Source organism: Nocardioides sp. GXQ0305 (assembly GCF_050880345.1).
Classification (GTDB): domain Bacteria; phylum Actinomycetota; class Actinomycetes; order Propionibacteriales; family Nocardioidaceae; genus Nocardioides.
In genome coordinates this window covers 345,490-370,328 of sequence record NZ_JBNYXG010000001.1, presented here as the reverse complement: position 1 = coordinate 370,328, position 24,839 = coordinate 345,490, and the positions used below count along the sequence as shown (strand labels likewise).

22 protein-coding genes are annotated in these 24,839 nt (G+C 70.8%); 3 read left to right on the top strand and 19 right to left on the bottom strand.

Going from position 1 to position 24,839, the window contains the following annotated elements; translation table 11 throughout:
• Nucleotides 1-6: 6 nt before the first annotated feature.
• Genes ACQ1X7_RS01810 through ACQ1X7_RS01795 form a run of 4 tightly spaced genes read right to left on the bottom strand, consistent with a single transcriptional unit; the run spans nt 7 to nt 3,740 of the window.
• Nucleotides 7-987: a sulfate/molybdate ABC transporter ATP-binding protein gene (locus tag ACQ1X7_RS01810; protein ID WP_432476433.1), complete on the bottom strand. Its 981-nt coding sequence runs from the start codon at nt 985-987 to the stop codon at nt 7-9.
• 10 nt (nt 988-997) lie between these two features.
• Nucleotides 998-1,807, bottom strand: a complete 810-nt coding sequence (locus tag ACQ1X7_RS01805; RefSeq protein WP_432476432.1) for a sulfate ABC transporter permease subunit — start codon at nt 1,805-1,807, stop codon at nt 998-1,000.
• Nucleotides 1,801-2,691, bottom strand: coding sequence for a sulfate ABC transporter permease subunit CysT (gene cysT / locus ACQ1X7_RS01800; RefSeq protein ID WP_432476431.1), 891 nt, complete (start codon nt 2,689-2,691; stop codon nt 1,801-1,803). Before cysT ends, ACQ1X7_RS01805 begins: the two co-directional genes overlap by 7 nt.
• Nucleotides 2,691-3,740: a sulfate ABC transporter substrate-binding protein gene (locus tag ACQ1X7_RS01795; RefSeq protein WP_432476430.1), complete on the bottom strand. Its 1,050-nt coding sequence runs from the start codon at nt 3,738-3,740 to the stop codon at nt 2,691-2,693. Before ACQ1X7_RS01795 ends, cysT begins: the two co-directional genes overlap by 1 nt.
• Before the next feature lie 242 nt (nt 3,741-3,982).
• Between ACQ1X7_RS01795 and ACQ1X7_RS01790 the strand changes: the two genes are divergently transcribed.
• Nucleotides 3,983-5,878 (top strand): 2-oxoacid:acceptor oxidoreductase subunit alpha, encoded by a 1,896-nt coding sequence (locus tag ACQ1X7_RS01790; protein WP_432476429.1) that lies wholly within the window; start codon nt 3,983-3,985, stop codon nt 5,876-5,878.
• The gene (locus tag ACQ1X7_RS01785) at nt 5,875-6,990 is read left to right on the top strand and encodes a 2-oxoacid:ferredoxin oxidoreductase subunit beta (protein WP_432476428.1); all 1,116 of its coding nucleotides are present in this window, start codon (nt 5,875-5,877) and stop codon (nt 6,988-6,990) included. Before ACQ1X7_RS01790 ends, ACQ1X7_RS01785 begins: the two co-directional genes overlap by 4 nt.
• Before the next feature lie 9 nt (nt 6,991-6,999).
• On the opposite strand, the gene ACQ1X7_RS01780 is transcribed toward ACQ1X7_RS01785, so the two are convergent.
• On the bottom strand, nt 7,000-7,470 hold the full coding sequence (locus ACQ1X7_RS01780; RefSeq protein ID WP_432476427.1) for a hypothetical protein: 471 nt from the start codon (nt 7,468-7,470) through the stop codon (nt 7,000-7,002).
• A 95-nt stretch (nt 7,471-7,565) separates the two neighbouring features.
• On the opposite strand from ACQ1X7_RS01780, the gene rarD reads away from it, so the two are divergent.
• Complete coding sequence (gene rarD / locus ACQ1X7_RS01775) at nt 7,566-8,474, top strand: EamA family transporter RarD (RefSeq protein WP_432476426.1); 909 nt, start codon at nt 7,566-7,568, stop codon at nt 8,472-8,474.
• 91 nt (nt 8,475-8,565) lie between these two features.
• Here the strand turns inward: rarD and ACQ1X7_RS01770 are convergent, their stop codons facing one another.
• From ACQ1X7_RS01770 to ACQ1X7_RS01705, 14 genes are read right to left on the bottom strand one after another with little or no spacing between them, the layout of a single operon-like run.
• Nucleotides 8,566-9,570 carry a polyprenyl synthetase family protein gene (locus tag ACQ1X7_RS01770; protein WP_432476425.1) on the bottom strand — a complete coding sequence of 335 codons (1,005 nt, stop codon included), beginning with the start codon at nt 9,568-9,570 and terminating at the stop codon, nt 8,566-8,568.
• A 2-nt stretch (nt 9,571-9,572) separates the two neighbouring features.
• Nucleotides 9,573-11,162 (bottom strand): NADH-quinone oxidoreductase subunit NuoN, encoded by a 1,590-nt coding sequence (gene nuoN, locus ACQ1X7_RS01765; RefSeq protein WP_432476424.1) that lies wholly within the window; start codon nt 11,160-11,162, stop codon nt 9,573-9,575.
• Nucleotides 11,162-12,727: an NADH-quinone oxidoreductase subunit M gene (locus ACQ1X7_RS01760; protein WP_432476423.1), complete on the bottom strand. Its 1,566-nt coding sequence runs from the start codon at nt 12,725-12,727 to the stop codon at nt 11,162-11,164. Before ACQ1X7_RS01760 ends, nuoN begins: the two co-directional genes overlap by 1 nt.
• Nucleotides 12,724-14,622, bottom strand: coding sequence for an NADH-quinone oxidoreductase subunit L (gene nuoL / locus ACQ1X7_RS01755; RefSeq protein WP_432477014.1), 1,899 nt, complete (start codon nt 14,620-14,622; stop codon nt 12,724-12,726). Before nuoL ends, ACQ1X7_RS01760 begins: the two co-directional genes overlap by 4 nt.
• A gap of 58 nt (nt 14,623-14,680) precedes the next feature.
• The gene (gene nuoK, locus ACQ1X7_RS01750) at nt 14,681-14,974 is read right to left on the bottom strand and encodes an NADH-quinone oxidoreductase subunit NuoK (RefSeq protein WP_432476422.1); all 294 of its coding nucleotides are present in this window, start codon (nt 14,972-14,974) and stop codon (nt 14,681-14,683) included.
• Nucleotides 14,971-15,771: an NADH-quinone oxidoreductase subunit J gene (locus ACQ1X7_RS01745; protein WP_432476421.1), complete on the bottom strand. Its 801-nt coding sequence runs from the start codon at nt 15,769-15,771 to the stop codon at nt 14,971-14,973. The genes nuoK and ACQ1X7_RS01745 overlap by 4 nt, the downstream gene beginning before the upstream one ends.
• The gene (gene nuoI, locus ACQ1X7_RS01740) at nt 15,768-16,358 is read right to left on the bottom strand and encodes an NADH-quinone oxidoreductase subunit NuoI (RefSeq protein WP_432476420.1); all 591 of its coding nucleotides are present in this window, start codon (nt 16,356-16,358) and stop codon (nt 15,768-15,770) included. Before nuoI ends, ACQ1X7_RS01745 begins: the two co-directional genes overlap by 4 nt.
• On the bottom strand, nt 16,351-17,667 hold the full coding sequence (gene nuoH / locus ACQ1X7_RS01735; RefSeq protein ID WP_432477013.1) for an NADH-quinone oxidoreductase subunit NuoH: 1,317 nt from the start codon (nt 17,665-17,667) through the stop codon (nt 16,351-16,353). Before nuoH ends, nuoI begins: the two co-directional genes overlap by 8 nt.
• A gap of 8 nt (nt 17,668-17,675) precedes the next feature.
• Nucleotides 17,676-20,093: an NADH-quinone oxidoreductase subunit G gene (locus tag ACQ1X7_RS01730; RefSeq protein WP_432476419.1), complete on the bottom strand. Its 2,418-nt coding sequence runs from the start codon at nt 20,091-20,093 to the stop codon at nt 17,676-17,678.
• Nucleotides 20,090-21,400, bottom strand: a complete 1,311-nt coding sequence (nuoF, locus tag ACQ1X7_RS01725) for an NADH-quinone oxidoreductase subunit NuoF (protein WP_432476418.1) — start codon at nt 21,398-21,400, stop codon at nt 20,090-20,092. Before nuoF ends, ACQ1X7_RS01730 begins: the two co-directional genes overlap by 4 nt.
• Nucleotides 21,397-22,233, bottom strand: a complete 837-nt coding sequence (gene nuoE, locus ACQ1X7_RS01720) for an NADH-quinone oxidoreductase subunit NuoE (protein ID WP_432476417.1) — start codon at nt 22,231-22,233, stop codon at nt 21,397-21,399. Before nuoE ends, nuoF begins: the two co-directional genes overlap by 4 nt.
• A complete protein-coding gene (locus ACQ1X7_RS01715) occupies nt 22,230-23,579 on the bottom strand; it encodes an NADH-quinone oxidoreductase subunit D (RefSeq protein ID WP_432476416.1) in 1,350 nt (449 codons plus the stop codon). Before ACQ1X7_RS01715 ends, nuoE begins: the two co-directional genes overlap by 4 nt.
• A gap of 2 nt (nt 23,580-23,581) precedes the next feature.
• Entirely contained in the window at nt 23,582-24,286 is a 705-nt protein-coding gene (locus tag ACQ1X7_RS01710) for an NADH-quinone oxidoreductase subunit C (RefSeq protein ID WP_432476415.1), read from the bottom strand.
• Complete coding sequence (locus tag ACQ1X7_RS01705) at nt 24,283-24,837, bottom strand: NuoB/complex I 20 kDa subunit family protein (protein ID WP_432476414.1); 555 nt, start codon at nt 24,835-24,837, stop codon at nt 24,283-24,285. The genes ACQ1X7_RS01710 and ACQ1X7_RS01705 overlap by 4 nt, the downstream gene beginning before the upstream one ends.
• Nucleotides 24,838-24,839: the final 2 nt, after the last annotated feature.

Here is a 24,839-nt window from a genome sequence, read left to right as displayed (position 1 = left end):
GCGACCTCACCCGACCGCGAGTTCCATCCGCGGGATGATCGTGGCGCCGGTGGCGGGGGTCAGCCACACGGTGCTGCCCACGGTGAGGTCGAGTGACCGGGCGTGGGTGCGGGTCATCACGACCGACACCTCCTGGCCGTCCACGGTCAGCACGGTGAGCCGGACCTCGAAGCCGACCCGCAGCAGCCGGTGCACCTCACCCTCGACGCCACCGGCGGCGCGCGGTGACGAGGCGACCTCGACGTCGTGGGGCCGGAGCCGGACGCCGCCGAGCTGCGTCACCTCGCCCAGGAACGACATCACGAAGTCGTTGGCCGGCTCGTCGTAGAGCTGGTCGGGCGTACCGACCTGCTCGATCCGGCCGTCGTTGATCACCACGATCTCGTCGGCGACCTCCATCGCCTCCTCCTGGTCGTGGGTCACGAACACCGTGGTGACCGCGACCTCGTCGTGGAGCCGGCGCAGCCAGTCGCGCAGCTCCTTGCGGACCTTGGCGTCCAGCGCCCCGAACGGCTCGTCGAGCAGCAGCACGGTGGGCTCGACGGCGAGCGCCCGGGCCAGTGCCATCCGTTGCCGCTGTCCGCCCGAGAGCTGGGCCGGCAGCCGGTGCGCGAACTGCTTCAGGTGCACCAGCTCGAGCAGCTCGTCGACCCGGTGCGCGATCTCGTCCCGGGACCGCTTGCGGATCTCCAGACCGAAGGCCACGTTGCGGGCCACCGTGAGGTGCTTGAACACCGCGTAGTGCTGGAACACGAAACCGACGTTGCGCTTCTGCGCAGGAAGGTGGGTGGCCTCGGTTCCCTCGATGACGATGGTGCCGGCGTCGGCGCTGTCGAGGCCGGCGATGATCCGCAGCAGCGTGGACTTGCCACCCCCGCTCGGGCCCAGCAGGGCGGTGAGCTGGCCGGTGGGCAACGACACGGAGACGTCGTCGAGCGCGACGAAGTCTCCGAACCGCTTGCTGACGCCGGTGACGTCGATACTCATGGTGACCCCTTCAGTCCTGGTGCTGGGGGCGGAGGATCGCGACGACGACCAGGCTCACGATGCTGGCGAAGATCAGCATGAACGAGGTCGCGTACGCCGTCTCCTGGGCGAAGTTCTGGTACTTCGCCTCGACGACGAGCGTCGCGGTCTGGGTCCGCCCGGTGATGTTGCCCGAGACGATCTTGACGGCGCCGAACTCCCCGAGGGAGCGCGCCAGGCTGAGCACCACGCCGTAGACCACGGCCCACTTGATGCTCGGCAGGGTGATGCGGAGGAACGTCTGGCGAGCGTTCGCGCCGAGGCTGCGCGCCGCCTGCTCCTGGTCGTCGCCGATCTCGTGGAGCACCGGCACGACCTCCCGGATGACCAGGGGCAGCGCCACGAAGCAGGTCGCCATGACCATGGCCGGGGTGTCGAAGACGATCTGCCACCCGGCTTCCTCGACGGGCCTGCCGATCCAGCCGTCCCGGCCGTTGTAGACCAGCAGGATCGCCAGCCCGACCACGACCGGCGACACCGACAGCGGCACGTCGATGAGGGCGGAGAGCACCCTCTTGCCCGGGAACTCGTAGCGCACGAGCAGCAAGGAGATGGTGACCCCGAAGACGAGGTTGATCAGCACCGCCCAGAACGACACCATCGCGGTGAGCCGCAGGGCGTAGGTCACCTGCGGGTCCGAGAGCGTCTCGCTCAGCGTCACCAGGCCGTCGGCGAAGGTCTGCTGGACGACCATCGCGACCGGCCAGGCGACCAGGAAGAAGACGTAGCCGATCGCCAGCAGCCGCAGCGCCCAGCGCGTCGGAGCGGAGACCTTCACCATCGCTTCGCCACCCGCCTCTGGACGACGTCGAGCGCCACGATCACCACCAGGGCGACGACGAGCATCACCGACGCGAGCGCGGCCGCGGAGGCGGTGTTCCCGTTCTCGATGAACGACAGCACCCGCACCGACACCACCTCTGTCTCGTAGGGCCGGTTGCCGGACAGCAGCACCAGCGAGCCGTACTCGGAGATGGCCCGGGCGAACGACAGCGCTGCACCGGCGGTGATCGCGGGGGCCAGGGCCGGCAGGACGATCCGCCGCACGATGGTGCCGCGGCGGGCCCCCAGCGACGCCGCGGCCTCCTCCACCTCCGCCTCCAGCTCCTCGAGGACCGGCTGCACCGTGCGCACCACGAAGGGCAGCGTCACGAACGCCAGCGCCAGGAAGACCGCCATCCGCGTGAACGCCCAGTGCACGCCGAGCGGGCTCTGCGGCCCGTACAGCGAGAGCAGCACCAGCCCGGCGACGATGGTGGGCAGCGCGAACGGGACGTCGATGATGACGTTGAGCACGCTCTTGCCCGGGAACCGGTCGCGGACCAGCACCCACGCGATCACGGTGCCCATGACCACGTTGACGCCGGTGACCAGCAGCGACTGCACCACGGTGAGCTGGACCGCGGCCCAGGTCTGTGGGTTGGCGAGCACGGAGAAGTAGCGGTCCCACCCGCCCGCGGCCGCGGCGGCGACCACGGCGGTCAGCGGGATCAGCACCAGCAGGCTGAACCAGAGCACCGCGATGCCCAGCCCGAGCCCCGCGCCCGGGGTCAGCGTGTTGCGCGGGGTCGTGCGCCGCGACCGGCCGGTCCGGCGTCGCCCCGTGGGGGACGCCGGACCGGCCGGGTCGGAGGTGCCGGGCCCCACGAGCTGGGCGGAGGTCACTACTCCTCGCCGACCTTCCCGGTCTCCTGCTGGAGGCGGGTGATGATGCCGAGCGGGTTGCCCTCCTCGCCGTCACCGAAGTACTTGTCCGCGGCCTCGCCCCACCCGTTGAAGTCCTCGTCGACCGTGAACAGCGTCTCCGGCGTGGGGAACGGGTCGGACGGGTCGTTGGCGCCCTCCACCTCGGGGATCTCGACGCCGTCGACCACCGGACGGAACCCGGCGCTGGCGTAGTCGGCCTGCGCCTCCGGGCCGGTCATGAACTCCAGGAACGCCTCGGCCTCCGGGCCCGCCTCGGTGGTCACGGCGGCAGGGTTCTCGATCAGCAACGTGTCGTCCGGGACGATGTAGTCGACGTCGGCGCCGCTCTGCTTGGCCAGGATCGCCTCGTTCTCGTAGGACAGCAGCACGTCGCCGCTGCCGTCGGTGAAGGCCGTGGTGGCCTCGCGCGCACTTCCCGGCAGCGCGATGGTGTTGCCGAGGAGCTCGGTCATGTACTCCTCGGCCTCCTGGGGCGTCCCGCCGTTGCCGGTGACGTGCGCCCACGCGGCGAGGATGTTCCAGCGGGCCGATCCCGAGGAGCCCGGGTTGGGCGTGATGATCTCGACGCCCTCCTCGACCAGGTCGTCCCAGGTCTCGATGCCCTCCGGGTTGCCGCTGCGGACCACGAAGACGACCACCGAGGAGGTGGCGATGCCGTTGGTCTCGTTGTCCTTCCAGTCCTCGGCGACGAGGCCCTCGTCGACCAGGCGGGTGACGTCGCCCTCCAGCGAGTAGTGGACGACGTCCGCGTCGGCGCCGGCCACGACGGCCCGGCTCTGGTCGCCCGAGGCACCGTACGACGTCTCGAACCCGACACCCTCGCCCTCGGCCGTCGCGTTGAAGTCCTCGAAGACCGGCTCGTTGGCGGCTTCCATCACGGAGAACCCGTTGACGTTGATGGTGGGGCCGGACTCGGCGTCACCCGACGCACCGCCGGCGGTGGAGCAGGCGCTCAGCGCGAGCGCAGCGGCGACAGCGGCAGCCGCGGCCTTGTGGTGGAGCTTCATGGCGGATCTCTTCCCTCCGTGGTGGACGCCCCGCCCGAGCCGCGGCACATCATTGTTGATTAGATTACGTGACTTACTGGAGGAGAACCATCCCACGTCCAGACCGGCGCGTCGTCACAGGGGTCCGGTGGGGGAGATCACGCTGGTTTCGGGCGGCACGCGACTATCGTGGGGAGGGTGCCCGTCACCCCGCCGACGACCGTGACACACCCCCACGACGGGCACGAGGAGGAGACGACCGAGTGACCAAGCAGGTCAAGCAGCTCGACCGCGTCATCATCCGTTTCGCCGGCGACTCCGGCGACGGCATGCAGCTGACCGGTGACCGCTTCACCCAGGAGTCGGCGTCCTTCGGCAACGACCTGTCGACGCTGCCCAACTTCCCCGCCGAGATCCGGGCCCCGCAGGGCACGCTCCCCGGAGTCTCGTCCTTCCAGGTCCACTTCGCCGACCACGACATCCTCACGCCCGGCGACGCCCCCGACGTGCTGGTGGCGATGAACCCCGCGGCCCTGCGGGCCAACCTCGGCGACCTGCCGAAGGGCGCCAGCATCATCGTCGACACCGCCGACTTCACCGCCCGCAACCTGAGCAAGGCGGGTTACGCCGACAACCCGCTCGAGGACGACTCGCTCGCCGAGTACGCCGTCCACCTGGTCGACCTCACGGGGATGACCGTCGCGGCGGTCAAGGAGTTCGGGCTCTCGCGCAAGGACGCCTCGCGCGCCAAGAACATGTTCGCGCTCGGGCTGCTGTCCTGGCTCTACGGGCGGCCGACGGAGTCCACGATCGCGTTCCTCGAGAGGCGTTTCGCTCGGGTGCCCGACATCCGTGACGCCAACGTCACGGCGTTCCGGGCCGGCTGGAACTTCGGGGAGACGACCGAGACCTTCGCGGTGACCTACGAGGTCAAGCCCGCCCGCCTCGCCACCGGCACCTACCGCAACATCACCGGCAACCTGGCGCTGTCCTACGGCCTGATCGCCGCCAGCGTGCAGTCGGGACTCCCGCTGTTCCTGGGCTCCTACCCGATCACCCCGGCGTCCGACATCCTGCACGAGCTCAGCAAGCACAAGTCCTTCGGCGTGACCACCTTCCAGGCCGAGGACGAGATCGCCGGGATCGGGGCGGCGATCGGCGCGGCCTTCGCCGGCAGCCTCGGGGTCACCACCACCTCGGGCCCCGGCATCGCACTGAAGTCGGAGTCGATCGGCCTGGCCGTGATGACCGAGCTGCCGCTGCTGGTGATCGACGTGCAGCGCGGCGGGCCCTCGACAGGCCTCCCGACCAAGACCGAGCAGGCCGACCTGCTGCAGGCGATGTTCGGCCGCAACGGCGAGGCGCCGGTCCCGATCGTGGCGCCCCGCTCCCCCGGTGACTGCTTCGACGCCGCCCTCGAGGCGGCCAGGATCGCGGTCACCTACCGCACCCCGGTGATGCTGCTGTCCGACGGCTACCTCGCCAACGGCTCCGAGCCCTGGCGGATCCCGGAGGTCGCCGACCTCCCGGCGATCGACCCCGGGTTCGCGACCGCCACCAACCACGACGACGGCTTCTGGCCCTACCAGCGCGACGAGGCCACGCTCGCGCGGCCCTGGGCGATCCCGGGCACGCCGGGCCTGGAGCACCGGATCGGCGGGCTGGAGAAGGGCGACGGCCACGGCAACATCTCCTACGACCCCGCCAACCACGACTTCATGGTCCGCACCCGCCAGGCCAAGGTCGACCGGGTGGCCGACTCGATCCCGCCGCTGGAGGTCGACGACCCCGACGGCCGGGCGCGGGTGCTGGTCCTCGGCTGGGGTTCGACGTACGGCCCCATCGGGGCCGCCGTCCGCCGCGTACGCCGGGCGGGCCACCACGTCGCGCAGACCCACCTGCGCCACCTCAACCCCTTCCCCCGCGACCTCGGCGAGGTGCTCAAGCGCTACGACCACGTGCTGGTGCCCGAGATGAACCTGGGCCAGCTGTCGATGCTGCTGCGGGCCCGCTACCTCGTCGACGTCGTCGGCTACAACCACGTCCGCGGCCTGCCGCTGAAGGCAGCCGAGCTCGCCGAGGCGATCGCCGAGCTCGTCGGCCACGCCGAGGGCGTCGAGATCGACCTGACCATCGCGACCGAGGAGGCGAGCTCATGACGTCGACCGACCACAGCGTGGGGCTGCCGTTCCCCGGGCTGCGCAGCGGCACCGAGGGCGTCCCCGCCCTGGCCGAGGGCGACCAGCCCCAGACCGGCAAGGACTTCACCTCCGACCAGGAGGTCCGCTGGTGCCCGGGCTGCGGCGACTACGCCGTCCTCAAGGCGGTGCAGGGCTTCCTGCCGGACCTCGGGCTGCGCCGCGAGAACATCGTCTTCGTGTCGGGCATCGGCTGCTCCAGCCGGTTCCCCTACTACCTCGACACCTACGGCATGCACTCGATCCACGGCCGCGCCCCCGCGATCGCCACCGGCATCGCCACCTCGCGCGAGGACCTGTCGGTGTGGGTCGTCACCGGCGACGGCGACGCGCTCTCGATCGGCGGCAACCACCTGATCCACGCCATGCGCCGGAACGTGAACATGACGATCCTGCTGTTCAACAACCGGATCTACGGGCTCACCAAGGGCCAGTACTCCCCCACCTCCGAGCCCGGCAAGGTCACCAAGTCGACCCCGATGGGGTCGGTCGACCACCCGTTCAACCCGATCTCGCTGGCGCTCGGCGCCGAGGGCACGTTCGTGGCCCGCACCATCGACTCCGACCGCAAGCACCTCACGTCGGTGCTCGCAGCGGCCGCCGCCCACCGCGGCACGTCACTGGTGGAGATCTACCAGAACTGCCCGATCTTCAACGACGGCGCGTTCGACGCGATCAAGGACCGCGACACCAAGGAGGAGGCGATCATCCCGCTGGTCCACGGCGAGCCGATCCGGTTCGGCGCGGGAGGCAGCAAGGGGTTGATCCGGGACCGGTCCAGCGGCGGCGTCAAGGTCGTCGAGACGGCCGACCTGGGCTCCGGCGCCGCCGAGGCCCTGATCACCCACGACGCGCACGCCGACGACCCGACGACGGCGTTCGCGGTGTCCCGGCTCACCGACGCCGGCCACCTCCACCAGGCCCCGATCGGCATCTTCCGGCAGGTGGACCGGCCGACGTACGACGACCAGGCGCGCGACCAGGTCCGGACCGCGCGGGGTCAGACCGACGACGACGCCGCAGCGCGGCTCGACGCGCTGGTCCACGGTGGCGACACCTGGACCATCGCCTGACGCAGCCGGTCAGCTCGCCCGGTAGTAGGTCTCCCAGGTCGCGGAGTAGGACCGGGCGTAGCCGCCGTAGGCCCGGACCTTGGCCCGCCAGAGGGTCGACCCGTTCCGCGGGGCCTTGATGACGCTGCGGAACCAGCCTCGGTAGTTGGTCTTCACCCGGTCGTAGCGGCGCCACCGGCAGGAGTCGCAGTGGCTGCGCTGGATGACGACGTTGCGGCCGGAGTAGGACTCGACGTCGCCGCGGAGCACGAGCTTGCCCCTGCGTGTCACGACCTCCGACTTGATGGAGCGAGGCGACCGGCCCACCAGCCCGAGGGGCCCCTGCTCCTCCGCCGGCTCCACGACGCGATAGGTGGGCCGGGGCTCCGTCCGGATCTCCGCGGGCCTGCGCTCCGAGGCCTCCGCCGCCCCGGCCGTCGCGAGCGACGCCGCGAGAGCGGCCGCCCCGAGAACGCGCGACAGGGTGTGAGTCACTGTCATGTCTCCCCTCATGAGTGACACCGATGGCCGCATCATGCCAGACCGGGTCGCGGGCCGCGCGCTGACTCGGAAGTCCGTCGACCTATGCTGGCCCGGTGCCGGAGTCGCGCCGTGGGTTCCTGTACGGCGTCGCGGCGTACGGCCTCTGGGGCGTATTCCCGCTCTACTGGCCGCTGCTGGAACCGGCCGGCGCGCTGGAGATCCTCGCTCACCGCGTGCTCTGGTCGCTGGTCACCGTCTCGATCGTCGTGGTCGTGCTGCGGCGCACCGCTGCGGTGCGGGCCGTCCTCGCCGATCCCCGCACCCGCTGGCTGCTGCTCGGCGCGTCCGCGGTCATCAGCCTCAACTGGTTCGGCTACATCTGGGGCGTCAACAACGGCCGGGTCGTGGAGACCTCGCTCGGCTACTTCATCAATCCCCTCGTCACGGTGCTGATGGGCGTGCTGATCCTCGGCGAGCGGCTGCGCCGTCCCCAGTGGGTGGCGGTCGGGCTGGCGAGCATCGCCGTGGTGGTGCTGACCGTCGACTACGGCCGGCCGCCGTGGGTGGCGTTGCTGCTCGCGTTCTCGTTCGCGACGTACGGACTGGCCAAGAAGCAGGCCGGCGTCGACGCCGTCGAGAGCCTCACCGTCGAGACGCTGTTCATCGGCCCGTTCGCGGCGGCGTACATCGGGTGGCTGGCGTGGCAGGGCACCGGTGAGTTCGGGCAGCACGGCGCGGCGCACGCCTGGCTGCTCACCACGGCCGGCGTGGTCACGGTCATCCCGCTGCTCTGCTTCGGCGCCGCCGCGATCCGGGTGTCGATGGTCACCATCGGGCTGCTGCAGTACATCGCCCCGATCCTGCAGTTCCTGATCGGCGTGTGGCTGTACCAGGAGGCCATGCCGGCCAGCCGGTGGATCGGTTTCGTGCTGGTCTGGATCGCCCTGGTGGTGTTCACCGTCGACGCGGCCCACCACCGGCGCCGGCAGCTGCGGCTCGCCGCGGAGGCCGTGGCCCTCTGACGCCTCGGAGATCGGCTACTCCAGTGACAAGTGGCCCCAGCTGCGCCGTGAGGGAGGGCCATTCGTCACTGGAGTACCGAGGTGCCCGCGCTCAGGCGGTGCGGGTGGCGACGGCCTCGGCGAAGGCCTCGAGCGCCTCGCGGACGGGGCCGGGGGGCAGGACGGCGAGCAGTCCCTTGGCCTCGTGGGCGCGGGCGACGACGTAGCGGCGGGCCTCCTCGAGGGCGGGGTGCGCGCGGAGCAGCGTCAGCGCCTCGGCGTGGTGGGCGTCGTCGGTGAGGTCGGAGTCGAGCAGCTCGAGCAGCCGCGCGTCGCCCGGGTCGGCGGCCGCCCGGGCCATGAGCACCGGCAGCGTCGGCACCCCCTCACGCAGGTCGGTGCCGGGCGTCTTGCCGGACTCGCCGCTCTCGGAGGCGATGTCGAGGATGTCGTCGCTGAGCTGGAAGGCGCAGCCGACGATCTCGCCGTAGCGGGTCAGCGCCTCCTCGACCTCGCGGGAGGCACCGCCGAAGCGGGCGCCGTACCGCGCCGCCGTGGCGATCAGCGAGCCGGTCTTGCCGGCGACCACGTCGAGGTAGTGGACGAGCGGGTCCTCGCCCGGACCCGGCGGCACCGTCTCCAGGATCTGCCCCTCGACCAGCCGCGCGAAGGTCTCCGCCTGGATCCGGACGGCGTCCGGACCGAGGCCGGCCGTCAGCTCCGAGGACTTCGCGAACAGGAAGTCGCCGGTGAGGATCGCGACATGGTTGTCCCAGCGGGCGTTGGCCGAGTCGGCCCCGCGCCGCAGCGCGGCCTCGTCCATGACGTCGTCGTGGTAGAGCGAGCCCACGTGGGTGAGCTCGACGACGCACGCGGCGTCGACGACCTCCGGCGCGTCGGGCGCGTCGCCCGCCTCGGCCGCGAGCAGCACGAGCAGCGGCCGGAACCGCTTGCCGCCCGCCGCCAGCAGGTGCGAGGCCGCCTCCGTGACGTACGGCGTCCGGCTCACGACGTGCCCGGCGAGCGCCTCCTCCACCAGGAGCATGCGCCGCTCGAGGCGGTCGGCGAGCGCCTGGTCGGCGACCGGCAGCGCGAGCCCCGCGGAGGACGGACTCATGGTCACCTGATGAACTCCCCCGCCATCCCGGCGAGGTCGAGCACCGGACCGGGCAGCACGCCCAGGCCGAACGTGACGATGACTCCGACGCCGATGGTGGCGGCGGTGAGCACGGAGGGCGTCGCCACGCTGGGCCCGTCGCCCGAGGGCTCGGTGAAGTACATCAGCCGGATCACCCGGACGTAGAAGAACGCCGCCACGATGCTGGTCAGCACCGCCACGATCACGACCGGGTAGGCACCCGCCGACAGCGCGGCCGCGAAGACCGCCCACTTGCCCACGAAGCCGGACGTCAGCGGGATCCCGGCCATCGCCAGCAGGAAGAACGCGAACACGCCGGCGACGATCGGGGACTCCCGGCCGAGGCCCGCCCAGCGCGCGAGGTGGGTCTGCTCGCCACCGGCGTCGCGCACCAGGGTGACGATCGCGAACGCGCCCATGGTCGCGAAGCCGTAGGTGACGAGGTAGAACAGCACGGCCTGGGTGGAGCTGATCTGGGTGTCGGCGAGCTCGGCGACGCTCTGCGCGCCCAGCACGCCGGTCAGCAGGAACCCCGTGTGCGCCACCGCCGAGTAGGCCAGCATCCGCTTCACGTCGGTCTGCGCGATCGCGAGCACCGCCCCGACGACCATGGTGAGGATCGCGACGACCCACATCATCGGCTGCCAGGTCCAGCGGTCGGCACCGAAGGCGACGTAGAACAGCCGCAGCAGCGCGCCGAACGCCGCCACCTTGGTGCCCGCCGCCATGAACGCCGTGACGGCGGTCGGCGCACCCTGGTAGACGTCCGGGGTCCACGCCTGGAACGGCGCGGCGCCGATCTTGAAGAACAGCCCCACCGCGAGCATCCCCATGCCGACCAGCAGCAGGGTGCGGTTGCCGAGGTCGTTGCGAACTGCCTCGTTGATCCCGCCGAACTCCATGGTGCCGGCGAAGCCGTAGACCAGCGCGGCGCCGTAGAGGAAGAACCCGGAGGAGAAGGCGCCGAGCAGGAAGTACTTGAGCGCGGCCTCCTGGCTGAGCAGCCGGCGCCGGCGGGCCAGGCCGCAGAGCAGGTACAGCGGGAGCGAGAGCACCTCGAGCGCCACGAACATCGTCAGCAGGTCGTTGGACGCCGGGAACAGCATCATGCCGCCGACGGCGAACATCATCAGCGGGAAGACCTCGGTGTGGTCGAGGCCGGACGTCGAGGCCTGCCGCTCGGCCTCGGTGCCGGGAAGCGCCGCGGCCTGGCCGGCGAACGCCGACACCCCGCCCTCGAGCCGGCGCTCCGCGAACAGCAGCACGCCGCCGATCGCGAAGACCAGCACGATGCCCCACAGGAAGACCGTGGGGCCGTCGAGCGCGAGGGTGCCCTCCATGGCCAGGTTGCCGCGGGCCACACCGTCACCCAGCGGGCTCAGGTCGCGGCCGACCATCACGGTGCCGACGAGCGCGACGAGGAGCGACACGAGGGCCAGCACGGTCTGGGCGAGGTAGCGGCTGGCGCGCGGGAGGAAGGCCTCCAGCACGATGCCGACGCACGCGGCGCCGAAGACGACGAAGAGCGGCCACAGCTGGGCGTACTCGACAGCAGGCTTGGTGAACTCCATCAGTGGCCCTCCTCCCCGGTGGTCGGCACGGTCGGTCCGTCGGGCGTCACGCCCACCTCCGCGAGGGTCGAGTCGACGGTCGGGTTGATCACGTCGAGCACCGGCATCGGGTAGAAGCCGAACAGCAGCAGCGCCGCCAGCAGCGGGGCCACCACGCCCAGCTCGCGCCGGTCGAGGTCGGCGGCGACGACGGGCTCGACGTCGGGGCGCCCCGGCCCGGTCATCGTGCGCTGGTACATCCACAGGATGTAGACCGCCGCCAGCACGATGGCGGACACGGCGACCGCGCCGGCCCACCACGCGTAGTCGAAGGCCGAGATGATGACCAGCATCTCCGACACGAACGGCGACAGGCCCGGGAGGCCGCACGCCGCCAGGCCTGCGACCAGGAACGTGCCCGCCAGCACCGGCTGGGTCCTCTCGACGCCGCTCATCTGGCTGATCAGCGTGGTCCCGCGGCGGCGGATCAGCATGCCGGCGATGAGGAACAGGGCGGCGGTCGCGATGCCGTGGTTGACCATGTAGAGGATCGCCCCGGTCCCGCCCTGGTCGGTCAGCACGAAGATGCCGAGCACGATCAGGCCGAAGTGGCTGAGCGAGGTGAGGCCGATCAGCCGGAGCACGTCGTCCTGGCCGATCGCCACGAGTGCGCCGTACACGATGGAGATCAGGGCGAGGACGACGACGACCGGCGTGGCCCACCGCGAGGCGTCGGGCAGCAGCTCGAGGCAGAACCGGAGCATGCCGTAGGTCCCGATCTTGTCGAGGATGCAGACCAGCAGCACCGACGTTCCGGTGGTGGCCTTCTCGGTGGTGTCGGCCAGCCAGGTGTGCACCGGGAACATCGGGGCCTTGATCGCGAACGCGATGAAGAAGCCGAGGAACAGGTACCGCTGGGTGACCGGGTCGATGTCGAGCGCCGCGAGGTCGGACACCAGGTAGGTGGGCGACCCGGCGCGAGCGGAGACGACGTAGAAGCCGATGACCGACGCGAGCATGATCAGACCGCCGGCGAGCTGGTAGATCAGGAACTTCACCGCGGCGCGGCTGCGGCCCTCGCGCCCGAACCCGCCGATCAGGAAGTACGCCGGGATCAGCGTCGCCTCGAAGACGATGTAGAAGAGGAACACGTCGGTGGCGGCGAAGACGGCGACCGAGAACGCCTCGAGCAGCAGGGTCCACGCGACGAAGCGACCCGCGCCCCCATGGGCGCTTTCGGTACCTGAGGAGGCGAGGGACGAGCCGTCTCGAAGGTCGTTCCAGGACGCGACGATCACGATCGGCACCAGCACGACGGTGAGCAGCACCATCAGCAGGCCGAGGCCGTCGACGCCGAGGGCGTAGTGGACCCCCAGCGCGGCGATCCACTCGTGCTCCTCGGTGAACTGCACGCCTCCGTCGACGTCGTAGCCCGACGCCATCACGGCCGCGGCGAGGAGGGTGACCACCGCGAAGCCGAGGCCGACCTGCTGCGGGAGCGCAGCGCGGCGGGGCACGAACGGCACCACCAGGGCGCCGACGAGCGGCACCACGACCAGGAGGGTGAGCCAGGGGAAGGTGTTCACGCGAGGTTCACCGCCATCAGGGTCGCGACGACCAGCAGCACGCCGGCCAGGAGGGAGAGCGCGTAGGAGCGGACGAAGCCGTTCTGCACCTTGCGGAGCGCGCCGGCGAGTCCGCCCACGGCGGCCGAGCCGCCCATCACCGCGCCGTCGACTCCGACGCGGTCCATGGTGGTGAGCCCGTGGACGAGGTGGCGGCTCGGGTTGACCACCAGCCCGTCGTTGATGGCGTCGCCGTAGACGTCGGCCCGCGCGGCCCGCGTCACGAACGACACCTCCGTCGGCGCCTCGCGCGGCACCTCGCGCTTGCCGATCAGGAACCAGGCCACGGCCACCCCGACCGCCACGACCGCCGTGATGAGCAGGGTGATCACGATCGGGGGTACGGCGAGGTGGTGCTCCTCCGCCGTACCGACCACGGGGGCGAGGAAGTCGACGATCCAGTCGTTGAACAGGAGCACGCCGCCGACCACCGACAGCGCGGCGAGCACGATCAGCGGGACCGTCATCACCCGCGGCGACTCGTGCGGCTCGACGCCGGGCTCCCACCGCTTCTCGGTGAAGAAGGTCATCAGCATCAGCCGGGTCATGTAGAAGCCGGTGATGCCGGCACCGATGAGCGCGCAGGTGCCGACCAGCAGGTTCTCGGCGAGCGCCGTCTCGATGATCTTGTCCTTGGACCAGAAGCCGGAGAAGCCGGGGAACCCGATGATCGCGAGGTAGCCCATAGCGAAGGTGAGGTAGGTGACCGGCATCGCCTTCGAGAGGGCGCCGTAGTGGCGCATGTCGACGTCGTCGTTCATGCCGTGCATGACCGAGCCGGCGCCGAGGAACATGTTGGCCTTGAAGAAGCCGTGGGTCAGCAGGTGGAAGATCGCGAACGCGTAGCCCGCGGGCCCGAGGCCGGCGCCGAGCATCATGTAGCCGATCTGGCTCATCGTCGACCCGGCGAGCGCCTTCTTGATGTCGTCCTTGGCGCACCCGATCACGGCCCCCCACAGGAGGGTCACCGTCGCCACGACCACCACGGCGGTCTGGGCCGTGGGGGTGAGGTCGAAGATGAAGTTGGAGCGGGTGATCAGGTAGACGCCGGCGGTGACCATGGTCGCGGCGTGGATCAGCGCCGACACCGGGGTGGGGCCTTCCATCGCGTCGAGCAGCCACGCCTGGAGCGGCACCTGGGCCGACTTGCCGCAGGCGGCCAGCAGGAGCAGCAGCCCGAGGGCGGTGAGCGTCGCCTCGGAGGCCTCGCCGGCGACGGCGCTGATCGTGCTGAAGTCGGTGGTGCCGAAGGTGACGAACATGAGGGCGATGGCCAGGGACAGCCCGACGTCACCGACCCGGTTGATGACGAACGCCTTCTTGGCGGCGGCCGCGGCCGACGGCTTGTGCTGCCAGAAGCCGATGAGGAGGTACGACGCCAGGCCCACGCCCTCCCAGCCGAGGAACAGCCCGAGGTAGTTGGCCGCGAGCACCAGCATCAACATCGCCGCGACGAACAGGTTGAGGTAGCCGAAGAAGCGGCGTCGCCGCGGGTCGTGCTCCATGTAGCCGACGGAGTAGACGTGGATCAGGGAGCCGACGCCGGTGATCAGGAGCAGGAACAGAGCCGCGAGCGGGTCGTAGAGCAGGTCCATGCCGACGGTGAAGTCACCCGCCTCGAACCAGGTGAACAGGTGCTGGCTGACCTGGCGCTCGCCCTCCTCGCGGCCCAGGAGGGCGACGAACAGCGCGACGCTGAGCACGAACGAGCCGATCGGGAGCGCGCAGCCGAGCAGGTGCCCCCACCGGTCGGTGAGCCGGCCGCCGATCAGCAGGATTGCGGCTCCGAGCAGCGGCAGCGCGATCACCAGCCACAGCAGCGCGAACACGCCGTCGGCGGGTCCTGGGTCGACCACCGGCACGGAGTGGCCGCCCTCGGCGGTCTGGATGAGCGTGTGGATCACGTGGGGGTCCTCAGTACTTCAGCAGGCTCGCGTCGTCGACCGAGGCCGAGCGACGGGTACGGAAGATGGTCATGATGATGGCCAGCCCGACCACGACCTCGGCCGCGGCCACCACCATCACGAAGAAGGCGGCGATCTGGCCGTCGAGGTTGCCGTGCTGCCGGGAGAACGCGACGAGGCTCAGGTTGCAGGCGTTGAGCATGAGCTCCACGCACATGAAGACCACGATTGCGTTGCGCCGGACGAGGACGCCGACGCACCCGATGGTGAACAGGATCGCCGAGAGGACGATGTAGTCGGTCACTGCGGCTCACCCTCCTCCGGTGCGTCGGAGCGGTCGGCGTAGCGGGGCGCCGAGGGCGGCCCCTCGACCTGGCGTACGACGTCGTCGACCGCGTCAGCACGAGCCGACCGGACGGTGCCGCGGGCCGCCAGCACCCGGGACACCGACGACTCGGCCGGGGTGCCGTCGGGCAGCAGCGCGGCGGTGTCGACGGCGTTGCTGCGGGCGAACACACCGGGCGGCGGCAGCGGGCCCGGGTGGGAGCCCCGCTCCCCGAAGTCACGGATCCGGCGGGCGGCGAGGGCCGCCTGCCCCTCCTTCGGAGCCAGTCGCTCACGGTGGGCCAGCACCATGGCACCGACGGCCGCGGTGATCAGCAGCGCGCTGGTCACCTCGAAGGCGAGCACCCACTTGGAGAACAGGATGTTCGCGATGCCCTGGATGTTGCCGTCGGCATTCGCCTCGGCCAGACCGACGGCCGACCCCAGCGCGGCCTGGGAGATGCCGGTGACCAGCAGCACGCCGAGCAGGAGGCCGGCGGCAGCGGCGAGCAGCCGCTGCCCCCTGATGGTCTCGACGACGGAGTCCGACGCATCCACGCCGACCAGCATCAGCACGAACAGGAACAGCATCAGGATCGCGCCGGTGTAGACGATGATCTGCACCGCGAACAGGAACGGCGCCTCGAGGACGGCGTACAGCACCGCCAGCGAGATCATCACCACCGCGAGCAGCAGCGCGGCGTGCACCGCCTTGCGGACGAACAGGATGCCGAGGGCAGCGGCGACCATGACGGGCGCGAGGATCCAGAAGGTCATGGCGAGGACTCCTCACCGGCCGCGGCCTGGAACGTGCCCCGGTAGTAGTCGCCCTCGTCGTCGCCGAGCATCATCGGGTGCGGCGGCTGCTCCATGCCGGGCAGCAGCGGGGCGAGCAGGTCGGACTTCTCGTAGATCAGGTCGGCGCGGGTGGTGTCGGCCAGCTCGTACTCGTTGGTCATCGTGAGCGCCCGGGTCGGGCACGCCTCGATGCACAGCCCGCAGAGGATGCAGCGCAGGTAGTTGATCTGGTAGACGCGGCCGTAGCGCTCACCGGGCGAGAAGCGCCCCTCGCCGCCCTCGGACTCGTCGTTGGACGCGCCCTCGACGTAGATCGCGTCGGCCGGGCACGCCCAGGCGCACAGCTCGCACCCGATGCACTTCTCCAGGCCGTCGGGCCAGCGGTTGAGCTGGTGCCGCCCGTGGAACCGCGGAGCGGTGGGGTTCTTCTCGAACGGGTACTGCTCGGTGACGACCTTCTTGAACATCGTGCGGAAGGTGACGCCGAACCCCGCGACGGGGTCCCAGAACTGCTCCTTGAGGGAGCGGGACTGCCCGGAGTTCGGGGGGGAGCCCTGGTCAGCCATCGGTGCCCCTTTCGTGCGTGGACCGGTGGACGGAGGAGCCGGACTCGAAGGTGAGCGGCTGGGCGTTCCCGCGGACCGGGCCGCCGGACGGCATCGGAGGCACGGGGTAGCCGCCGGCGAACGCGTCGGCGGACGCCTCTCCCTCGGCGCTGCCCTTGACCTCGTCGCTCCCGAAGAACATCAGGACGAGGAACACGGCCGCGAGGACCCCGACGCCGATCAGGAAGTACTGACGGTCGAGGCCACCCTCGAGCAGCACCGAGCGCACCGTCGCCACGGCGATGATCCAGCCGAGCGAGATCGGGATGAGCAGCTTCCAGCCGAGGGCCATGAACTGGTCGTAGCGCAGCCGCGGCAGGGAGCCGCGCAGCCAGATGAACAGGAAGATGAAGAACAGCACCTTGCCGAAGAACCACAGCAGCGGCCAGTAGCCCTGGTTCGCGCCCGGCCAGATCTCGTCGATCCAGAACGGCGCCGCCCAGCCCCCGAGGAAGAGCGTGGTGGCCATCGCCGAGACGGTGGCCATGCTGACGTACTCGGCGAGGAAGAACAGTGCGAACTTGAGGCTGGAGTACTCGGTGTGGAACCCACCGACCAGCTCGCCCTCGGCCTCCGGGAGGTCGAACGGCGCCCGGTTGGTCTCGCCGACCATGGAGATCACGAAGATCACGAACGACGGCGCGAGGATCAGCCCGTACCAGAGCTGGTCCTGGGCGGCCACGATCTGCGAGGTCGACATCGAGCCGGCGTACAGGAAGACCGCGACGAGCGAGAGGCCCATCGCGACCTCGTAGGAGATCATCTGCGCGCTGGAGCGCAGCCCGCCGAGCAGCGAGTACGTCGAGCCGCTGGACCAGCCACCGAGCACGATCCCGTAGATGCCGATCGAGGCGATCGCCAGCACGAACAGCACCGCCACCGGCATGTCGGTGAGCTGCAGCGGGGTCTGGAGGTCGGAGAACGGGACGTCGACCACCGGGCCCATGGGGACCACGGAGAAGGTCAGGAAGGCCGGGATCACGATGATCACGGGCGCGAGGATGTAGACCACCTTGTCGGCGGCCTTGGGGACGATGTCCTCCTTGAGGGCGAGCTTGACGCCGTCGGCCAGCGACTGGAGCAGGCCGAACGGACCGTGGACGTTGGGGCCGATGCGGTGCTGCATCCGGGCCACCACGCGCCGCTCCCACCAGATGTTGAACAGGGTGAGCAGCACCAGGACCACGAAGATCAGGACCGCCTTGACCAGCACCAGCCACCACGGGTCCTGCCCGAACGCGGACAGGTCGTCGGCGGCCACCGGGACCATCGATGTCGTCACAGCGTGCCTCCAGAAAGGGTGACCGGGGTCCCCGGCGAGGCGAGTGCGGCCAGGAGCCCCCGGCCGGAGGAGTTGGCGGGCAGCCACACGGTGTCGTCGGCCATGTCGGCGACCACCTCGACGGGCAGCGTGACCGACCCGCGGTCACCGGTGACGGTCACGGCGGCGCCGTACTGCTCGGCGTGCGAGGGCGAGAGCCGGGCCACCGCGGCTCGGGCGGTGGCCCGCAGGTGCCGCTCGCCGTCCTGCATGCGGCCGTTGTCGAGCATCTGCTTCCAGGTGGCCAGGGCGACGCCGTCGGGTGCGGACCCGGCCGGAACGGCGACCATGTCGGCCCGCGCGCCGTCCCAGGGCCCCATCTCGGTCATCTCCGAGCGCACCTCGGCGACGGTCCGGAAGCCCAGCGGGCGACCGAGCTCCTCGGCGATCCCGGCCAGCACCCGGAGGTCGGGCAGCGCGTTGGTGTCGGTGAGCACCGGGTCGAACGGGCGGGGACGACCCTCCCAGGTGACGAAGGTGCCGCCCTTCTCGACGGCGGCGGCGACCGGGAACACGACGTCGGCCGCCCGGGTCACCTCGGTCTCGCGCAGGTCGAGCGCGACGACGAAGCGTGCCGCCACGACCGCCTTGCGGGTGGCGCCGGGGTCGGCCGTGTCGTCGGGGTCGACCCCGCCGATCACCAGTCCGCCGAGCTCGCCCGCACCGAGGGCGCGGACGATCGCGTCGGCGTCGCGGCCGGCAGCCTCGGGGAGCGAGTCGACACCCCAGGTGGTGGCGGCGTCGACGCGTGCCGCCGGATCGGCCCACGGGCGTCCACCGGGCAGCAGGCCGGGGAGGCAGCCCGCCTCCACGGCGCCACGGTCGCCGGCGCGACGCGGCACCCAGGCCAGGCGGGCCCCGCTCTTGCGGGCGAGGTCGACGGCCGCGGACAGCGCACCGGGGACCGTCGCGAGGCGCTCGCCCACCAGGATCACGGCGTGCTGGTCGATGCCGTGGTCGGCGTGGCCGAGCAGGTCGGCGAGGCCGGAGGCCTCGTCGCCGGGCCGGGTGGGCACCAGCGTGGCCTCCATCTTGCGCAGGCCGCGCGAGGTGAAGGGGGCCAGGGCCACCACGCGGGTACGCCGCGGGCCCCGCGAGGCCTTGCGGAGCCGCAGGAAGATCGTGCCGGCCTCGTCCTCGGGGTCGAGGCCAGCCAGCACCACCGTCGGCGCCGCCTCGAGGTCGGCGTACGACACCGACCCGCTCAGCGCCACCTCCGCGGCCAGGAAGTCGGCCTCCTCGGCCGAGAGCGGTCGCGCCCGGAAGTCGACGTCGTTGGTCCCCAGCGCGACCCGCGCGAACTTGGCGTAGGCGTAGGCGTCCTCGGCCGTGAGCCGGCCACCGGGCAGGACGCCGACCTCGCCCGCGTCGGCGAGACCCCGGGCGGCGACGGCGAACGCCTCGGTCCACGAGGCGGGCCGCAGCTCACCGTCCTCGCGGATCATGGGGTAGGTGATCCGGTCGCCGGACTGCGCGTAGCGGAACGCGAACCGGTCCTTGTCGGTGATCCACTCCTCGTTGACCTCGGGGTCGTTGCCGGCCAGTCGGCGCATCACCTTGCCGCGGCGGTGGTCGACGCGGATCGCGGCGCCGCACGCGTCGTGCTCGGCGACCGACGGGCTCGACACCAGGTCGAAGGGGCGGGAGCGGAAGCGGTAGTCGGCGCTGGTGAGGGCCCCGACCGGGCAGATCTGGATCGTGTTGCCCGAGAAGTAGGACTCGAACGGCTCCTTCTCGTAGATGCCGACCTGCTGCAGCGCGCCGCGCTCGACGAGGGCGATGAAGGGGTCACCGGCGATCTGCTCTGAGAACCGGGTGCACCGCGCGCAGAGCACGCAGCGCTCGCGGTCGAGCAGCACCTGCGCAGAGATGTTGATCGGCTTCGGGAAGGTCCGCTTGACGCCCTCGAACCGGCTCTCGCCGCGGCCGTTGGTCATCGCCTGGTTCTGCAGCGGACACTCGCCGCCCTTGTCGCAGACCGGGCAGTCGAGCGGGTGGTTGACCAGCAGGAACTCCATGATCCCCTGCTGGGCCTTGTCGGCGACCTCGCTGGTGACCTGGGTGTTGACCACCATGCCCTCGGCGACGGGCAGCGTGCACGACGCCTGCGGCTTGGGGAAGCCTCGGCCGTTGCCGGCGTCGGGGACCTCGACCAGGCACTGCCGGCAGGCGCCGACGGGCGCGAGCAGCGGGTGGTCGCAGAACCGAGGGATCTGGGTGCCGATCTGCTCGGCCGCGCGGATCACCAGGGTGTCCTTCGGCACGCTGACCTGGACGCCGTCGATCGTGAGGCTGACCAGGTCGGCGGTGTCCTGAGGAGGCGCGTCAGCGCCGTCTCGAAGGGTCTGCTGCTGCTTCTCCGGGGTGGTCGTCATGCGCTGGCTCCGGCGGTGGCAGGGGCGAACACGGTGGAGGCGGCCGGGTCGAACGGGCAGCCGCCCTCGGTCAGGTGGGCGAGGTACTCGTCGCGGAAGTACTCGATGGAGCTGGAGATCGGCGAGACGGCACCGTCGGCCAGCGCGCAGAAGGACCGGCCCAGGATGTTGTCGCACTGGTCGAGCAGCAGGTCGAGGTCCGACTCGTCGCCCTGACCCTGCTCGAGCCGGGACAGCACCTGCACCAGCCACCACGTGCCCTCACGGCACGGGGTGCACTTGCCGCACGACTCGTGCTTGTAGAACTCGGTCCAGCGCAGCACCGCCCGGACCACGCAGGTGGTCTCGTCGAAGATCTGCAGGGCACGCGTGCCGAGCATCGAGCCGGCCGCGCCGACCGCCTCGAAGTCGAGCGGCACGTCGAGGTGCTCGTCGGTCAGCAGCGGCGTGCTGGAGCCGCCCGGGGTCCAGAACTTCAGCTCGTGGCCCGCACGGATGCCGCCGGCGAGGTCGATCAGCTCGCGCAGGGTGATGCCGAGCGGCGCCTCGAACTGGCCGGGGTTCGTCACGTGGCCCGACAGCGAGAAGATGCCGTAGCCCTTGGACTTCTCGGTCCCCATCGACGCGAACCACTCAGCACCGTGCTCGACGATGGACGGCACCGAGGCGATGGACTCGACGTTGTTGATCACGGTCGGGCTGGCGTAGAGGCCGGCCACCGCCGGGAACGGCGGACGCAGCCGCGGCTGGCCGCGGCGGCCCTCGAGGCCCTCGAGCAGCGCCGTCTCCTCGCCACAGATGTAGGCGCCGGCACCGGCGTGGACGATGACGTCGAGGTCGTAGCCGGAGCCGTGGATGTTCGTGCCGAGGTGGCCGGCGCGGTAGGCCTCCTCGACGGCCCGCTGCACCCGGCGGATCACGTGGAGCACCTCGCCACGGATGTAGATGAAGGCGGTGTGGGCGCGGATGGCGTACGAGGAGATGGCGACGCCCTCGACGAGCACGTGGGGGTTGGCCATCATCAGCGGGATGTCCTTGCAGGTCCCCGGCTCGGACTCGTCGGCATTGACCACGAGGTACTTCGGGTTGGGGTTGTCCTGCGGGATGAACCCCCACTTCATGCCCGTCGGGAACCCGGCGCCACCTCGTCCGCGGAGGCCGGAGTCCTTGACCTGCTCGACGATCGCAGCGGGGTCCTGGCCCAGCGCCTTCTTCAGCGCGCCGTAGCCACCGCGCTCCTCGTACGCGCGCAGCGTCCAGCTGCGCTCGTCGCCCCAGTTGTCGGTGAGGACGGGGGTGAGGGTCACTGGCCTTCCTCCTTCTCGGCTGCGGTCTCGTCGGAGTCGCTGTGCTGCTCGACGACCGCGGACTCGGAGTCCTTGCTACCGGCCTCGGCCGCAGCCTGCTGCTCCTGCCCGGGCTCGGCGGGTACGTCGTGGCCACCGCTCCTCGCCTCGGCAGACGGCGCGGTCCAGCCGCGCTCGCGGGCGATGCGGAGCCCGACCAGGCTGGCGGGTCCGGCGGCCGGCCCCTCGTCGGCGAGGTCGTCGGGGTAGCCGGCGAGCACCCGCTCGGCCTCCCGCCACGTGCAGAGCCGTGGCCCACGGGTGGAGTGGACCTCCTGGCCCGCCCGCAGGTCGTCGACGAGCTGGACGGCGGACTCGGGGGTCATGTTGTCCATGAACTCCCAGTTGACCATCATCACCGGTGCGTAGTCGCACGCGGCGTTGCACTCGACGTGCTCGAGGCTCACCGTGGCGGCGTCGCCGTCCCGCTTCTCCGCGGTCTCGTCGTTGCCCACGCCGAGGTGGTCACGGAGGCGGGCCAGGATGGCGTCGCCGCCCATCACCGCGCACAGCGTGTTGGTGCAGACCCCGACGTGGTAGTCGCCCACCGACCGCCGCTTGTACATCGTGTAGAAGGTCGCGACTCCGCTGACGTCGGCCGCGGAGATGCCGAGGATGTCGGCGCAGGCCTCGATCCCCTCCGGCGTCACCCGGCCCTCGACCGACTGCACGAGGTGCAGCATCGGCAGCAGCCCGGAGCGCTTCTCCGGGTAGCGGGCCGCGATCTCCTCGAGCTCGGTCCAGGTCTTGTCGTCGATCCCGGCGGTGCTCCGCCCGACGTTCGCTGCGCTCACCTGTCGACGCCTCCCATCACGGGGTCGATCGAGGCGATCGCGACGATGACGTCGGCCACCTGGCCTCCTTCGCTCATCACGCTGGTCGCCTGCAGGTTGGTGAACGACGGGTCGCGGAAGTGCGCGCGGAACGGGCGGGTCCCGCCGTCGGACACCACGTGGGCGCCGAGCTCGCCGCGGGGCGACTCGACGGGGACGTAGGCCTGCCCGGCGGGGACCCGGAAGCCCTCGGTCACGAGCTTGAAGTGGTGGATCAGCGCCTCCATCGACTCGCCCATGATGTGGCGGATGTGGTCGAGGCTGTTGCCCATGCCGTCACTGCCGATGGCCAGCTGGCTCGGCCAGGCGATCTTCTTGTCAGCGACCATGACGGGCGCACCCTCGAGCCCGGCCAGCCGGTCGGTGGCCTGCTCGACGATCCGCAGCGACTCCCACATCTCGGCGAGCCGCACCCGGAACCGGCCGTAGGAGTCGGCGGTGTCCCAGGTCTGGACCTCGAAGTCGTAGTCCTCGTAGCCGCTGTAGGGCTGGGTCTTGCGGAGGTCCCACGGGTACCCGGTGGAGCGCAGGGGCGGACCCGAGAGCCCGAGCGCCAGGCAGCCGGCGAGGTCGAGGTGGCCGACCCCCTCGAGCCGGGCCTTGAAGATCGGGTTGGCGTTGCAGAGCGAGGCGTACTCGGGGAGCCGCTTCTTCATCAGCTTCACGAAGTCGCGGATCTCGTCGAGGGCTCCCGGCGGCAGGTCCTGCGCGACGCCACCGGGTCGGATGAAGGCGTGGTTCATCCGCAGTCCGGTGATCAGCTCGAACAGGTCGAGGACCAGCTCCCGCTCGCGGAACCCGATCGTCATCACCGTCAGCGCGCCGATCTCCATGCCTCCCGTCGCGATCGCGACCAGGTGGGAGGAGATCCGGTTCAGCTCCATGAGCAGGACCCGCATGACCTGGGCCTTCTCGGGGACCCCGTCCGGCCCGTCCTCGATGCCCAGGAGTCTTTCCACGCCGAGGGCGTACGTCGCCTCGTTGTAGAACGGCGACAGGTAGTCCATCCGGGTGCAGAAGGTGGTGCCCTGCACCCAGGAGCGGTACTCCATGTTCTTCTCGATGCCGGTGTGCAGGTAGCCGATTCCGCAACGGGCCTCGGTGACCGTCTCGCCCTCCAGCTCGAGGATCAGCCGCAGCACGCCGTGGGTCGAGGGGTGCTGGGGGCCCATGTTGACGACGACCCGTTCCTCGGGGACGTCGCCGATCGACTCGCTGAGGGAGTCCCAGTCCTGGCCGGTGACGGTGAAGACCCGGCCCTGGCTGGTCTCGTTCGGCTGGGCGTAGAAGTCCTGTTCGGTCGTCATCGCTAGTTGTAGGCCCTCCGCTCGTCGGGCGGGGGGATGGTCCCGCCCTTGTACTCCACGGGGATGCCGCCGAGGGGGTAATCCTTGCGCTGGGGATGGTCCGGCCAGTCGTCGGGCATCAGGATCCGGGTGAGCGCGGGGTGGCCGTGGAAGACGATGCCGAACATGTCGTAGGTCTCGCGCTCGTGCCAGTCGTTGGTCGGGTAGACGCCCACCAGGCTCGGGACGTGCGGATCGGCGTCGGGCACCGAGACCTCGAGCCGGACCCGGCGGTTGTGGGTCATCGAGAGCAGGTGGTAGACGGCGTGCAGCTCACGGTCCCGGTCGGCGGGGTAGTGGACCCCGCTCACCCCGGAGCAGAACTCGAAGCGCAGCCGCTCGTCGTCGCGCAGCAGCCGCGCGACCTCCACCAGGTCCTCGCGCCGCACGTGGAAGGTGATCTCGCCGCGGTGGACCACGACCTGCTCGACCGCGCGGTCGAGGCCCGCGTCGCCGAGCCTGGCCTCGAGGGCGTCGGCGACCTCGTCGAACCACCCGCCGTAGGGACGCTGCGCGGCGCCGGGGTAGACGATGGGCTGCACCAGGCCGCCGTACCCGCTGGTGTCGCCGCTGCCGGAGACGCCGAACATGCCGCGCCGCTCGCCGGTGGCGCGGACCTCGCCCTCCTGCGCGGGGACGTTGGTGCGCTGGTTCTGCTCCTCGGTCACCGGAGAAGTCCCTTCATGTCCGAGGTCGGGAGGGCGCTGAGCGCCTCGGTCTCGAGCTCCTCGATCTGGGCCTTGCGGTTCGAGCCGAGCTTGGCGTGCTGGACCTGGTCGTGCAGCTTGAGGATCGCGTCGATCAGCATCTCGGGCCGGGGCGGGCAGCCGGGGAGGTACATGTCGACGGGGACGACGTGGTCGACGCCCTGGACGATCGCGTAGTTGTTGAACATGCCGCCACTGCTGGCGCAGACACCCATCGCGAGCACCCACTTGGGCTCGGCCATCTGGTCGTAGATCTGACGCAGCACCGGCGCCATCTTCTGGCTGACCCGGCCGGCCACGATCATCAGGTCGGCCTGCCGGGGGCTGGCGCGGAAGACCTCCATGCCGAACCGCGCCAGGTCGTACTTCGGGCCGCCCGACGTCATCATCTCGATGGCGCAGCACGCGAGGCCGAACGTGGCGGGCCAGAAGCTGGCCTTGCGCATGTAGCCGGCGACGCCCTCCACGGTGGTGAGCAGGACGCCGCTCGGGAGCTTCTCTTCGATTCCCATGT

Excerpts from the sequence above, each read along its gene's own strand:
- ACQ1X7_RS01780 (WP_432476427.1), bottom strand. The coding sequence starts at position 7,470 with ATGACAGTGACTCACACCCTGTCGCGCGTTCTCGGGGCGGCCGCTCTC.
- nuoH (WP_432477013.1), bottom strand. The coding sequence starts at position 17,667 with ATGGTCCCGGTGGCCGCCGACGACCTGTCCGCGTTCGGGCAGGACCCG.
- ACQ1X7_RS01745 (WP_432476421.1), bottom strand. The coding sequence starts at position 15,771 with ATGACCTTCTGGATCCTCGCGCCCGTCATGGTCGCCGCTGCCCTCGGC.
- ACQ1X7_RS01785 (WP_432476428.1), top strand. The coding sequence starts at position 5,875 with ATGACGTCGACCGACCACAGCGTGGGGCTGCCGTTCCCCGGGCTGCGC.
- ACQ1X7_RS01730 (WP_432476419.1), bottom strand. The coding sequence starts at position 20,093 with ATGACGACCACCCCGGAGAAGCAGCAGCAGACCCTTCGAGACGGCGCT.
- ACQ1X7_RS01770 (WP_432476425.1), bottom strand. The coding sequence starts at position 9,570 with ATGAGTCCGTCCTCCGCGGGGCTCGCGCTGCCGGTCGCCGACCAGGCG.
- ACQ1X7_RS01805 (WP_432476432.1), bottom strand. The coding sequence starts at position 1,807 with ATGGTGAAGGTCTCCGCTCCGACGCGCTGGGCGCTGCGGCTGCTGGCG.
- nuoI (WP_432476420.1), bottom strand. The coding sequence starts at position 16,358 with ATGGCTGACCAGGGCTCCCCCCCGAACTCCGGGCAGTCCCGCTCCCTC.
- ACQ1X7_RS01810 (WP_432476433.1), bottom strand. The coding sequence starts at position 987 with ATGAGTATCGACGTCACCGGCGTCAGCAAGCGGTTCGGAGACTTCGTC.
- nuoN (WP_432476424.1), bottom strand. The coding sequence starts at position 11,162 with ATGGAGTTCACCAAGCCTGCTGTCGAGTACGCCCAGCTGTGGCCGCTC.
- ACQ1X7_RS01715 (WP_432476416.1), bottom strand. The coding sequence starts at position 23,579 with ATGACGACCGAACAGGACTTCTACGCCCAGCCGAACGAGACCAGCCAG.
- ACQ1X7_RS01705 (WP_432476414.1), bottom strand. The coding sequence starts at position 24,837 with ATGGGAATCGAAGAGAAGCTCCCGAGCGGCGTCCTGCTCACCACCGTG.
- ACQ1X7_RS01795 (WP_432476430.1), bottom strand. The coding sequence starts at position 3,740 with ATGAAGCTCCACCACAAGGCCGCGGCTGCCGCTGTCGCCGCTGCGCTC.